10 protein-coding genes are annotated in these 12,781 nt (G+C 73.1%); 4 read left to right on the forward strand and 6 right to left on the reverse strand.

What is annotated here, in order from left to right; genetic code table 11:
• Nucleotides 1-22: 22 nt before the first annotated feature.
• Nucleotides 23-3,028, forward strand: a complete 3,006-nt coding sequence (locus HJC40_RS01130; protein ID WP_374271043.1) for an AAA family ATPase — start codon at nucleotides 23-25, stop codon at nucleotides 3,026-3,028.
• A 27-nt stretch (nucleotides 3,029-3,055) separates the two neighbouring features.
• Here HJC40_RS01130 and HJC40_RS01135 read toward each other — a convergent pair whose 3' ends face one another.
• The 3 genes from HJC40_RS01135 to lipA form a co-directional block, all read right to left on the reverse strand.
• Nucleotides 3,056-3,715, reverse strand: a complete 660-nt coding sequence (locus tag HJC40_RS01135; RefSeq protein WP_249997708.1) for a class I SAM-dependent methyltransferase — start codon at nucleotides 3,713-3,715, stop codon at nucleotides 3,056-3,058.
• 304 nt (nucleotides 3,716-4,019) lie between these two features.
• Nucleotides 4,020-5,024 (reverse strand): hypothetical protein, encoded by a 1,005-nt coding sequence (locus tag HJC40_RS01140; RefSeq protein ID WP_249997709.1) that lies wholly within the window; start codon nucleotides 5,022-5,024, stop codon nucleotides 4,020-4,022.
• 138 nt (nucleotides 5,025-5,162) lie between these two features.
• Complete coding sequence (lipA, locus tag HJC40_RS01145) at nucleotides 5,163-6,059, reverse strand: lipoyl synthase (RefSeq protein ID WP_249997710.1); 897 nt, start codon at nucleotides 6,057-6,059, stop codon at nucleotides 5,163-5,165.
• Between the two features lie 393 nt (nucleotides 6,060-6,452).
• Here lipA and aspS point away from each other — a divergent pair, with 393 nt between their 5' ends.
• From aspS to HJC40_RS01160, 3 genes are read left to right on the forward strand one after another with little or no spacing between them, the layout of a single operon-like run.
• The gene (gene aspS / locus HJC40_RS01150; RefSeq protein ID WP_249997711.1) at nucleotides 6,453-7,718 is read left to right on the forward strand and encodes an aspartate--tRNA(Asn) ligase; all 1,266 of its coding nucleotides are present in this window, start codon (nucleotides 6,453-6,455) and stop codon (nucleotides 7,716-7,718) included.
• A 2-nt stretch (nucleotides 7,719-7,720) separates the two neighbouring features.
• Nucleotides 7,721-8,926 carry a PQQ-binding-like beta-propeller repeat protein gene (locus tag HJC40_RS01155; RefSeq protein ID WP_249997712.1) on the forward strand — a complete coding sequence of 402 codons (1,206 nt, stop codon included), beginning with the start codon at nucleotides 7,721-7,723 and terminating at the stop codon, nucleotides 8,924-8,926.
• A 41-nt stretch (nucleotides 8,927-8,967) separates the two neighbouring features.
• On the forward strand, nucleotides 8,968-10,092 hold the full coding sequence (locus HJC40_RS01160; RefSeq protein WP_249997713.1) for a PQQ-binding-like beta-propeller repeat protein: 1,125 nt from the start codon (nucleotides 8,968-8,970) through the stop codon (nucleotides 10,090-10,092).
• Between the two features lie 10 nt (nucleotides 10,093-10,102).
• Here HJC40_RS01160 and HJC40_RS01165 read toward each other — a convergent pair whose 3' ends face one another.
• From HJC40_RS01165 to HJC40_RS01175, 3 genes are read right to left on the reverse strand one after another with little or no spacing between them, the layout of a single operon-like run.
• Nucleotides 10,103-10,267 (reverse strand): DUF5808 domain-containing protein, encoded by a 165-nt coding sequence (locus HJC40_RS01165; RefSeq protein ID WP_249997714.1) that lies wholly within the window; start codon nucleotides 10,265-10,267, stop codon nucleotides 10,103-10,105.
• Entirely contained in the window at nucleotides 10,267-10,902 is a 636-nt protein-coding gene (gene lipB / locus HJC40_RS01170) for a lipoyl(octanoyl) transferase LipB (RefSeq protein WP_249997715.1), read from the reverse strand. Before lipB ends, HJC40_RS01165 begins: the two co-directional genes overlap by 1 nt.
• 22 nt (nucleotides 10,903-10,924) lie before the next feature.
• Nucleotides 10,925-12,775: a DUF2079 domain-containing protein gene (locus HJC40_RS01175; RefSeq protein WP_249997716.1), complete on the reverse strand. Its 1,851-nt coding sequence runs from the start codon at nucleotides 12,773-12,775 to the stop codon at nucleotides 10,925-10,927.
• Between the last annotated feature and the right edge of the window lie 6 nt (nucleotides 12,776-12,781).

A 12,781-nucleotide genomic window follows, 5' to 3' on the forward strand; every position in this document is an offset into this window, starting at 1 on the left:
AAACCTGTCGCACCCCCATGGCATGCTCCAACTCATGACGGTGCATGGGCAGAGCGAGGTGCTCGTCGGCCGCGAGGCCGACCTCGCCGTGCTGCGCGATGCGCTGAAACGGGCCCGCCACGCCGAGCCGTCGACCGTGCTGGTCGGCGGCGAGGCCGGGGTGGGCAAGACCCGCCTGGTCGAGGAGTTCCGCCACGGTCTGACCGGCGAGCCCGTCCGGGTGCTGGCCGGCCAGTGTCTCGAGCTCGGCGAGGAGGGGCTGCCCTTCGCCCCGTTCGCGGGCGCGCTGCGCGAGCTGGTGCGGGCCGAGGGTGTCGCCGCGCTCGACGGCCACGAGCGCGAGCTCGCCCGCCTGCTGCCCGAGCTGGGCCCGCCGCCCGAGGCCGACGCCCGACGCGGCCTGCTCTTCGAGGCGGTGGCCACGCTGCTGGGGCGCCGGCCGCTGGTCCTGTTCATCGAGGATCTCCACTGGTCCGACCGCTCCACCCGAGACCTGATCGCCTTCCTGGTGCGCGCCGCCCGGCTGCCCCAGCTGCTGCTGGTCATCACCTACCGCACCGACGAGCTGCACCGCGGCCATCCGTTGCGGCCGTTCCTGGCCGAGCTCGATCGGGTACGCGGCGTGCGGCGCCTCGAGCTCGACCGGCTCGACCGCGAGGGCACCGCCGAGATGCTGACCCACCTGCTCGGCGCCGAGCCCGGCGCCCGCGTCGTCGACATGATCACCGAGCGGTCCCAGGGCAACCCGTTCTTCATCGAGCAGTTCGCCGGCTCGGCCTTCGGCGAGATCCCGGCCAACCTGCGTGACCTGCTGCTCTCCCGGGCCGACCAGTTGCCCGAGCCGGCTCAACGGGTGCTGCGGATGGCCGCGGTGGGAGGCACCCGGTTCAGCCACGAGCTGCTCGCCCGGGTCGCCGGCCTGGAGGAGGCGGCTCTCGAGTCGGCGCTGCGGGTCATCGTCGCGGCCCAGCTGATCACGGTGGTCGACGCCGACGAGGGCTACGAGTTCCGCCACGCTCTGGTCCGTGAGGCCGTCCACGACGACCTGCTTCCCGGCGAGCACGCCCGGCTGCACGGCCGCTACGCGCGGGCCGTCGAGGCCGAGCCCCATCTGGTCCCGCTGGGGCGGGCGGCGGCCGAGATCGCCCATCACTGGCATGCGGCCCGCGACCATCCGCGCGCGCTCATCACGGCCAAGATCGCGGCCGACGAGGCGAGAGGCCGCTACGCGTACGGGGAACAGGCGCGCCTGCTCGACCGCGTGCTCCAGCTCTGGGAGGACGTGCCCGACGCCGAGACCCTGCTCGGCATCGACCACCTCGACCTGCTCGAGGAGTCGGCACTGGCCGCGAACGATTCCGGCGAACACGTCCGCGCGCTCAGCCTCACCCGGGCGGCCCTGTGCGACATCGACGAGGAGGCCCAGCCTCTGCGCGCTGGTCGCCTGCTCGTGCGGCGGGCCAAGCTGCTGCGCGCGGCGGGCCGATCCGACGGCCAGACCGAGTGCGACGAGGCCTTCCGCCTGCTCAGCAAGGCGCCGCGCGGCTCCGACCGGCTCCGTCTGCTGGCCGAGGTGGCCCATCAGCTCGCCGGCATCGACGCCGAACGCGCCGCCGAGGTCGCCCGCGTCGCGATGGCCGACGCCTCCGAGCAGAACGATCTCGCCGCGCTGGTGACCGCCGAGGTGGCCTTCGGATCGGCCTGCGCCGGCCGCCTGCTCCCGACCGACGCCCTGCCGGTCATGCGCGACGCTGTTGCCCGGGCGCGTGCGGCGGGTGACCTGCCCGCCCTCACCCGCGGCCTGGTCAACGTCTCCGACGCGCTGTTCGAGCTGGGCCGCTACGAGGAGTCCGCCTCCGCCGCGGCCGAGGGCCTGCCCGACGCGGGCCGCATCGGCGTCGGCCGCACCACCGGCGTCTATCTGCTGGCCAACCACGCCGAGGCGCTGATCGCCCTGGGCCGCTGGGACGAGGCCGACGCTCGCCTGGCCGAGGCCGCCCGCCTCGACCCGCCCGAGACGCTGGCCCTGCCCTGGCTGCGCCTGCGCGCCCGCATCCGCCTGGCTCGCGGCCGCGAGGACGCCGAGTCCCTGGTCAACCGTTCGCTCGACTTCCTCTGCCGCCCCTATCTCAGCATCGAGAGCCGCCTGGCCACGCTCGACGTGCGCATCCTGGCCGCCTTGGACGACGCCGACCCGGCCGCCGCGCTCGAGGCCGCCCGAGCCGCCCTGGCCGAGCCCAAACTGACCGCGCGGCCCCGCTACACCTGGCCCATCCTGGCCCACGCGGCCCGAGCCGCCGCCCGCGCCGCCGACCCCGAGTTGTCCGGGGCCGTCGCCGCCGTGGCCGCCGGACTGCCACAGCGCTACCCCGCCGAAATCGCGTTCGCGGCGCAGGTCCGGGCCTACCTCCAGGGCGGGGAAGCGTGCTGGCGCGAGGCCGTCGAGGCGTGGCGCGCCGACGGGCATCGCTACGAGCTCGCCGCCGCCCTCCTCGGTCTGGCCGAGGCCCAAGCCACCGCCCGCACGGCCATCCGCTCGGACGCCGCTGCCCGGATTGCCGGTCCTGGTGGGGCGGCGCGCTCGGACGCTGCCCGGATTGCCGGTTCCGGTGGCGTCGCTCGCACCGTCGCCGATCCGGCCGATGCTGCGGTGGGTGGCGGGGCTGGTTTTGTCGCGGGACGGACCGGTGTCACGTCTGATCTGGCTGGGTCGATCGCCGAGGCGGTTGCTGTCGCTTCGGCTTTGGGCGCGGTTCCGCTGGTCGAGGCGGCCGACACGTTGGCGCGGCGGCTCGGCATCCGTGCGTCGGCGCCGGGCGGTGAGCGCGACGAGCTGTTGACCGCTCGGGAGCGTGAGGTCCTTCGCCTGGTCGCCGAGGGCCACAGCAACGGCCGCATCGCGACTGACCTCTACATCTCGCCCAAGACCGCGAGCGTGCACGTTTCCCGCATCATCGCCAAGCTGGAGGTGACCAATCGGGGCGAGGCTGCCGCGGTGGCCCGCCGCCTGGGTCTGCTCGCGGACTGAAGTGGACCTGGCTGCCGGTGATCGGGGTCATCGGGGTGTGGCGGTCGCTTGGAGGATGTGGCCGTTCGGGGTGACCTTGGCGGTCAGGTGCCAGCCGAGCGGGGCTACGGCGGCGGTCAGGTCGGTGGGGGACCAGAAGTGCTTGACGATGCGGAACTCGCGGCCGTCGTTGAGGACGCGCTGCTGTACGTGGCCGGGCAGCTCGGCGGTGTGGTGGCTGTCGAGCAGGAAGGCGCGGCCGCCGGGGCGCAGGGCTGAGGCGACCTTCGACCAGAACGGGGCGAAGTGGTCTGCCGGGACGTGGGACAACCAGTAGCCGAAGAAGACCACGTCGAACGCGGCCGGTGGTGGCGTCCAGCCGAAGATGTCGGCTTGGTGGTAACGCACGTGGGGGCCGAGGTCGCGGGCCTGGTTGAGGTCCATCACGGCGGGGGAGGCGTCCACGGCCAGCACGGTGGTGGCGTGGCGGGCCAGGTGGCGGGTCCAGAGGCCGGTGCCGCAGGCGAACTCGAGCACGTTCCCGGCCGGCCGGAAATCGTCGAGCGCTTGCTCCGCCGTGGCCACGTCGGCGAACCAGCGTCGCTCCTCGTCGGGCTCCAGCGCGTAGCGGCCCTGGCGGTACCACCACTCGTCGTATTCGGCGGCTCGGGCCTGGTAGTAGGCGCGCTGTTCCTCGAGGAGGTCCATGGGTCGGACCGTAAGGCGGCTGCGGCCCGACGCGAAACCAATTTTCGTCCGGCCGCGGCGGCGGCCGGCTAGGCCGGGTCGCGCGGGGGACGGTACAGGGGGTAGTCGTGGCCACGGATGAGTTGCAGGCCGAAGGCTGCGGCGGGCTAGGACGGGTCGCGCGGCACGGGAGGTCGTCGCGGCCACGGATGTGCGGCAGGTCGAAGGCTGCGGCGGGTTAGGCCGGGTCGTGCAGGGTGCGCGGGGCGCGGTACGGGAGGTAGTCGCGACCACGGATGTGCGGCAGGCCGAAGGCTGCGGCGGGCTAGGACGGGTCGCGCAGGGTGCGTAGGACGCGGTACAGGAAGTAGCCGCCGCCGCCGATGAGTAGCAGGCCGAAGGCTACGGCGAGCATGCTGCCGGTGCTCATGCCTGCGGGGGCGGCCTGGGGCTCCGCCGTGGCTGTGGCGGGCGGGGTGAAGTAAAAGGCGGGGGCGTTGGCGGCGTCGGTGGTGGGGGTGGTCGTCGCGGTGGGGGCGGGCGTTGCTCCGGGGGAGGGGGCCTTGTCCGTGGACGGCCGGGTGGTGGGCGCGGCCGGGGCGGAGGGCGGCGGGGCGGGGGCGGCGGTGCAGCCTGAGGCGGGTGGGCGCCAGCTTCCTACGTACGTGGTGAAGGTGTTGTCCCTGATCGTCAGCGAACCGCCGGTGGGGCCGGGGACGGTGGTGGAGCGGCCGGGGGCGAGGCGGGTCAGGCGGCCGTTGATGAGGAAGGCGGCGCTGACGGTGGCCTCGGGGGCGTTGGTGAGGGTGGCGCGGTACGAGCCGTCGCAGGCGCTGGCGAAGGTGACCTGCGGGGCGGTCGTGCACTCGGCCGAGCCGCCGCGGTAGTGGGCCCGGGGGCCGGTGGAGCGACTGCCGGGGGCGCCGAGCGTCTTCGCGCCGTACGGGTTGTCGCCGTTGGAGACCTCGTCTTGCAGGGCGGTGCCGGTGATCGCGGTGACCTGGGTGTAACAGGGCGGGACGACGGCGTCTAGGTCGACGCTGCGGGACGTCGACGTGATCGTCGCGCGGTCGGTGGCGTACCGGAACTGGCCGGCGTTGCCGGTGGCTGCGCCGGCCGTGTAGGAGACGAGGCCGAACGACTGGGTCTGGCCGGGGCAGAGCCGGCGTACGGCGGTGATCGTCGCCTTGCCGGAGGCGCCGTCGAACGTGTGGCGGTAGGTGGCCGACGAGGCGGCGACGCAGGACTCGGCGGCCGAGGCGGTCGCGGGCGCCGCGAAGGTGGCGGCCAGCGTTGCCGCGGCGGCGAGCAGGAACATGGACCGGCGCACTGTCTGACCTCCCCGTCGCTGTGATCGGCTCTCGTCTCACAGCATCGGCCGACAGGCCGGGGTAGCTGAGCCGGAGCCGTCCGGGGGGAGAAACACCGATGCCCCGGCCTCAGGGCCGGGGCATCGGGAACGACAGTGTCAGCCGCGGGCCTCGAGGGCCTGCTTGTAGAGGCGGCCGGCCCGGTAGGAGGACCGGACCAGCGGGCCGCTCATCACGCCGGCGAAGCCGATCTGCTCGGCCTCCTGGCTCAGCTCGACGAACTCCTCGGGCTTGACCCAGCGCTCGACGGGGTGGTGCCGCGGGGTGGGGCGCAGGTACTGCGTGATGGTGATCAGCTCGCAACCGGCGTCGTGCAGGTCGCGCAGCGCCTGGGAGATCTCGGCGCGCTCCTCGCCCATGCCCAGGATCAGGTTGCTCTTGGTCACCAGGCCGGCCGCGCGGGCCTGGGTGATGACGTCGAGCGAGCGCTCGTAGCGGAAGCCGGGGCGGATGCGCTTGAAGATGCGCGGCACGGTCTCGACGTTGTGCGCCAGCACCTCGGGCTCGGCGCCGAAGACCTCGGCGAGCTGGTCGGGCTCGGCGTTGAAGTCGGGGATCAGCAGCTCGACGCCGCAGCCGGGCTGCAGCTTGTGGATCTGGCGGACGGTCTCGGCGTAGAGCCACGCGCCGCCGTCGGGCAGGTCGTCGCGGGCCACGCCGGTGACGGTGGCGTACTTCAGGCCCATCGTCGCGACGGACTCGCCGACGCGGCGGGGCTCGTCGGCGTCGAACTCGGCCGGCTTGCCGGTGTCGATCTGGCAGAAGTCACAGCGCCGGGTGCACTGGTCGCCGCCGATGAGGAAGGTGGCCTCGCGGTCTTCCCAGCACTCGTAGATGTTGGGACACCCGGCCTCCTGGCAGACCGTGTGCAGGCCCTCTTTCTGCACCAGGCCGCGCATCTGGGTGTACTCCGGGCCCATCTTGGCCTTGACCTTGATCCACGGAGGCTTTCGCTCGATGGGAGTTTCGGCGTTGCGCGCTTCGATCCGAAGCATGCGCCGGCCTTCGGGAGCAATAGTCACAACCCCGAGATTACGCCTGCGGGGCCTCCTGCCTAGAGAGGGGCGACGAGGCTCACGTGACAGCAGGTGTGACCGCGGTCATATGAACCGGTTAAATTGCCTTTCGCGGTCCGGACGCCTGCTGTTAACGTCCGGGCACGGCTGTGAAGGAACCGAGTAACGCCCCGTCACGCCGGCCGAGAGAGCCACCGATCGCTGGGAAGGTGGCCCGTTCGCCGGGGCGTGAAGACACTCCCGAGCCGCAGCACGACAAGAGGCGCCCGAGGCGACAGTCCGAGGGCGTGAAGGTGTGGTGGCACCGCGAGGATCCCGCTCGCCCACACCTCCCTGGGGCCGCGTTGCAGCTTTCCGAGGAGGTCACCCGCCATGCAACGCATCCTCTCCACCCAGCTTCGGGCGCACGTCGACGAGACCGTGACGATCGCCGGCTGGGTTCACCGCCGCCGCCTGCTCAAGTCGGTGGCCTTCCTGATCGTCCGCGACGCCGAGGGGCTCGCCCAGGTGGTCGTGGCCGAGCCGGCGACCCGGGCCGAGCTCGAGGAGCTCTCCGAGGAGAGCGTCGTCGAGGTGACCGCCACGGTCACCCCCAACGAGCAGGCGCCCGGCGGCGTGGAGCTCACCGGGCCGAAGATCCGGGTGCTCTCGGCCGTCACCGGGCCGCTGCCCTTCGAACTGCATCGCCCGGCGATCGGCGCGAGCCTGCCGACCCAGCTCGACCACGCGGCCCTGGCGCTGCGGCACCCGGCACGCCGGTCGGCCCTGCGGGTCGCGGCGGCGGCGACCGCCGGGTTCCGGGCGGCGCTGAGCGAGCAGCGGTTCGTCGAGATCCAGACGCCCAAGATCGTCGCGTCGGCCACCGAGTCCGGGGCGAACGTGTTCGCGCTGGACTACTTCGGCCGACCGGCCTACCTCGCGCAGTCGCCGCAGTTCTACAAGCAGCTCATGGTCGGCGTCCTCGAGCGCGTCTACGAGGTCGGCCCGGTCTTCCGCGCCGAGCCCAGCGACACCGTGCGGCACCTGGCCCAGTACACGTCGCTCGACGCCGAGATGGGCTTCATCGCCGACCATCGCGACGTGATGGCCGCCCTCACCCGGACGCTGACCGTGATGATGGCGACCGTCTCGGCCCGGGCCCGGTTCACCACCCCGCGGGTGCCGTCCGAGATCCCCGCCGTGCCCTTCGGCGAGGCGCTGCGGATCGCCGGGGCGCCGGACGACGAGCCCGACCTGGCGCCGGCCCACGAGCGGGCCCTGGGGGAGTGGGCGCTGCGCGAGCACGGCTCGGAGTTCCTCTATGTGACCGGCTATCCGATGCGGAAACGGCCGTTCTACACCCACCCCGACCCGGCCGACCCCGCCTACTCGAACGGCTTCGACCTGCTCTTCCGCGGCCTCGAGATCGTCACCGGCGGGCAGCGCCTGCACCGGTACGAGGACTATGTGGACGCGCTCGGGCGCGCCGGTGAGCCGCTGGAGCCGTACGCTGGTTATCTCGACGGCTTCCGGTACGGCATGCCACCGCACGGCGGCTGGGCGATCGGCCTGGAACGCTTCGTGGCCCGGCTGACCGGCACGGCCAACGTGCGCGAGGTGACCGCCTTTCCCCGCGACCTCAACCGGGTGAGCCCCTGACGATGACGATCGACCTCGACGTCGCTCCCGCCATCCCGACCCGGGACGGCCGGCGGCGTACGCGGTGGGACGTCCTCGCCGTCGCGGTGCTGGTGCTCGTGCTGGCCACGGCATCAGCACCGCCCCCGCCCAGGAGCGACCTGTCCGCCGTCCTCGAGGGCGACGGCCGCGGCATCACCGCCAGCCTGCTGACCCGGACGGCTCTCTTCACCCAGCACGAGCCCGCGGCCGGCAGCACGTCGGACATCTGGGCCCGCCCGGTGCGGCCGGGCGGACCGGAATGGATCACCCAGGTGCCCGCGGCCGGAAGCGGCCTGTGGCTCGACGAGACCGGAACGGTGCTGGTCAACGAGACCGGGGACGCGGGCCAGGCCACCTTCCTGGACGTCCGCACCGGCCGGATCCGCTGGCGCACGACCGACTACGCGACCGTCCGCAGTCTCGGCGCCCGGGTCACCGACTGGCGGCCCGCACCGCCCAGCCCGGTCGGGACGTTGCGGATCCGCGACGTCGCCACCGGACGGCTGGTCTGGTCGCGTCCGGCGGCGGGCTTCGTCGTCGACGACGCGCACCGCTACGTGGTGACGCTCGACGGCCGGCGGCGCGCGACGGTCCTCGCCGCCGCCGACGGCCGGGTGCTGGCCGGCCCCCGCGACCTGGACGTCGCCTGGGGCGTCGAGTTCGCGCCGCCGTCGGTGGCGGCCCAGGTGATCGCCGATCGGCTCGTCGTGTTCGGCACGGCGTTCGTGGCCGCGTTCCGGATCGCCGACCTGGCGCCGCTGTGGCGGACGACGACCGCGCAGCCGTTCGCCGTCGCGGGGTGCGGCGAGCAGATCTGCGCGCTGTCCTCCGGTGGCCTGGCCGTTCTCGACCCCGGTACGGGAACCGTGCGCTGGACCAGCTCGCGGTGGCGCGGCCTGGCCGACGACGGGACGACGCTGCTCGACCAGACCGGCCGGTCCGCGCGGGTCGACCTGGCCACCGGGCGGATCGAGGACGACCTGGGCGGCGGCAGCGTGGTCGCCGGCCTGCAGGTGGTCGACGACGGGGACGCCCGCACCCTGATCCGCCGGATCGCCGACGGGCGCGTGCTCGGCGTGATCCCGCGGGTGCCGCCGGGGTCCTGCACCGCGGCGGCGGACCTCCTCGCCTGCCGTACGCTCGACGCCCGGTTCCGGGTGTGGCGCCTGCCGCCCGGCGCGGACTGAGATCGACACTCGTCGGCATCGGCCGGGCATAGAGTCCAGCTGTGCTGATCGATCTCGACGTCACACCGGTGACCGAGCCTTCTTCGCGGAGCCGGCGGCCGCTTCCGTACGTCGTCGCCACCGTGGCGGTGCTGCTGCTGGCGCTGCTCGGCGGGTCGGTCGCGCCGCCTCGGCCGGGCGGGTTGGCCGAAGTGATCACCGTGCCGGGGCAGGGCGCCCTGGCCACGCTGCTGACCGCGCAGGCGCTCTACATCGTCAAGTTCGACGGCACCGTGGAGGCGCACCCCCTGTGTCCCGGCTGCCCCCGGTGGACCTCGCGGGCACCGGCCGGGCAGCGGCTCACCGAGGCCGGCGACACGCTCGTCATCGACGGCGCCGACGCGGCTGTGGTGACCGTCCTCGACGCGCGCACGGGCGCCCTGCGATGGCGGCTGCCCGGCGTGCTGTCCGTCGACGTCATCGGCGGCCGGGTGGCGGCGTGGAACCCCGAGGACCGGCGCTTGCGGGTGCACGAGCTGAGTACCGGCCGGGTTCTCTGGTCGCGGCCCGCCTCGGCCTACACGGGCGACGAGGCGTACGTCGCGATCGTCGACGAACGGGGCGGCGCCACGCTTGTGAGCGCGGCTGACGGGCGCGAGGTCACTCCCCGCCGCGCCCTCGGCCTGCCCGGAGCCGCCGCCCGCCTCGCCGGCGATCAGCTGATCGTCTTCGGTGGCGACTACCTGGCCGGCTATCGGCGGGACGGGCTGACCCGTCAATGGCTCACCCGGGGCGTCGCGCCCTACCAGGTGAGCGCGTGCGACGACCGCCTGCTGTGCGCCTTCGGGCCCGGCGGGCTCACCGTGCTCGACCGGGCCGACGGCTCGGTGCGCTGGGGCGGGGCCAACTGGCAGTACGTCCAGCCGGGCGGAGTGCTCAGCGAGGAGAGGGGCCGATCGGCGGTGGTCGACCTGCAGACGGGCCGGGTCGTGCGCGAGCTGGGGCCGTCGGCGCCGGTCGGGGGCCTCCGGCTGTACCCGGCGGCCGGCGGCACGACGGTGCTCGGTCTCGACGGCCGCGCCCGTGGAACGCTGCCCCTGGTGTTGCCGGGCGCGTGCGCCGCCGCCGGGCCGTACCTGTCCTGCGAGACGCCGAACGTCACGTACACGGTGTGGCGGGTGCGCTGAGCCGGGCTGCCTAGGCGAGCACGGCGATCGTCATGCCGATCACGATCGCCAGCGGGATGATCGTCGTGCAGACGAGGATCACCCAGGCGATGGGGTGGCCGAAGTTCAGGGCCACCCCGCCACCACGCTTGGGGACGAAGACACGCTTGTCGTTCGGGTCCCGATACAGAGCCATCAGAGCAGGGTAGTGAGGTGCTTCTCGACCACCGGCAGCACCTCGGCCACCGTCACGTCGCGGCCCAGCTCGGCCGACAGCGACGTCACGCCGGCGTCGCGGATGCCGCACGGGGTGAAGCGGTCGAAGTTGGTCAGGTCGCAGTCGCAGTTGATGGCGAAGCCGTGCTGCGTGACGCCACGCGCGACCCGGATGCCGATGGCGGCGATCTTGCGGTCGGGGCCGCGTTCGTCGGCCAGGACCCAGGCGCCGCTGCGGCCCTTGATGTCGCTGCGGGCCGCCGTGACGCCGAACTCGGCGCAGACGTCGATCAGCAGCTGCTCGGTGCGGCGGACGTAGGCGACCACGTCGATCGGGTCGGCCAGGCGCAGGATCGGGTAGCCGACGAGCTGACCGGGGCCGTGCCAGGTGATCTTGCCACCGCGGTCGACCTCGACCACGGGGGTGCCGTCGATCGGCAGGTCGGCCGGCTCGGTGCGCTTGCCGGCCGTGAGGACGCTGGGGTGCTCGAGCAGCAGCACGGTGTCGGGCCGGGTGCCGTCGGCCACGGCGTCGTGCAGGCGCCGCTGCTCGTCCCAGGCCTCGCGGTAGTCGACCAGACCGGGCCGCAGAACGGTGAGCGTGGAGGTTGTCACGCGCTCCACGGTAGTCCTCCGGTCAGCGGTCGACCGGATCCACTCCGGGACGGATGCGCCACACCAGCACGTCGTCGACCCGCTCGGGCGGCCCGAGCAGATCGGTCGCGGTGGCCTCGACCGCCGAGTGGTACAGCGGCCCCTGCGGACCGGTGATCTCGTCGGGCAGGAACAGCGTCTCGACACCCCAGTGCTGGAAGTCGGCGCGGGCCGTGGCCCGGTCGGCGTTGTCGATCCTGGCCAGATAGCCGTAGAGCGCCGCGCGCAGGAACATCCAGTCGGTGGCCCGGGGCCGTACGCCGATGCGGCCCCGGCCCTCGCTGTCGTCGACGTCGGGGCCGAGGAAGTAGCCGTCGGGGATGCGGAACTCCCGGCCGGCCCGGGCCATGGTGTACGCCTGCCAGCGCTGCCCGTCGGCGGCCACGTTGATCGCGAACGGCAGCGCGCTGATCACCCCACCGTTGGGCACGTACTTCTCCCAGGTGCCGTCCGCGATGAAGCGTGGCTCGGGCGCGCGCTGCCGATACTCCAGGGGCAGCGGGAAGATCGGCACGAGCGCGACGACGAGGCCCATGGCGAACAGCGGCCGAGCAGCGCCGCTGCCCAGCGCGCGGTCGGTGGCCATCGCCAGGATCACCCCGAAGACGCCCACCAGCACGAGCGCGTACCGGGCGGGCAGCGCCGAGTCGAACAGCGGCACGTGCTGCAGCAAGGCGTACAGCAGGGGAATGTCGGTCTCGTTGTCGGCCACCCGCAGCCGGGGGCCGAGCGAGATCAGGAAGAACAGGCCACCGACGATCAGCAGAGCTCGCAGGGTCGCCCGTTGCCGTTCGCCGGCGCGGCGCCACAGCATGATCAGCGACGCGGCCAGGAGCACCAGCAGGGGCAGGCCGAAGAAGCTCGTCTCCTCGGTCTTGTTGGCCGCGAAGTCGTTGTCGAGCCCCGCCCAGCTGGCCAGCGTACGGTCGCTGAACGAGAAGAAGGAGAACAGGTCCTCGGAGTAGTGCCGCTGGTTGAACCCGGTGCCCTTGAAGGTCTGCGGCCCGGCGAAGTGCATGTAGAGCGGGTACGCCAGCAGCGCGCCGGCCACCACGGCGGTGACTCCCAGACCGGCGGCGAACCGGGGCAGCGCCGCCCGCGCCTCGGCCCGGTTGACGCGCGCCAGGGCCCACACGATGACGAAGACCCCGCCGGCCAGCGCTGTGAAGAACAGCCCCTCGGCCGCGATCGAGAAGCCGACGGCGAGCGTCACGCCCAGGATCAGCCCGTTGCGCAACCAGTGGTCGGTGTCGCGCATCTTGAGCAGCCGCCACAGCACCAGCGGCGCGATCCACCCTGAGGTCCAGTTGAGGTGGCCGTTGGCGTGGGCGACGAAACCCGGCGCGAAACCGCAGAACAGCCCGGCCAGCGCGGCCGCCGCCCGGTTGCGGGTGACGAAGTGGCCGAGGAACAGATACCAGCCGAAGGCCGAGCCCGCGAGGTTGAGCGTGAGGATCGTCAGGAACGTGACCTGCGGGCCGGCCAGCATGGTGAGCGGGGCGAACAGGATCGCGTACACCGTGATCGAGGTGTTGGCGGCCAGGTTCACGCCGTTCGGCACGTTGAGCAGGTCGGTGAAGAACGGGTCGCCGCCGTGGTGCAGCAGATGGACGCCGTACGCCAGCACCCATTCGAAGAACGCCTGGTCGCCCACGTTCTCGGCGACGGCGTGCTGGAACGGGTCACGCCACAGCCGACTGACGACGTAGCCGCCCAGCGCGAGGGCCATGGCGGCGACGAACAGATGCGACCGCCACCGCCGAGTCGCTCTCGGGGCGTCGGGGGGTTCCGGCTTGTCCGGCGAGGACGTGGGAGTGTTCACGGCGAGGGACATCGACCG

Origin of the sequence: Actinoplanes sp. M2I2 (assembly GCF_023544445.1) — a bacterium.
GTDB lineage: Bacteria > Actinomycetota > Actinomycetes > Mycobacteriales > Micromonosporaceae > Actinoplanes.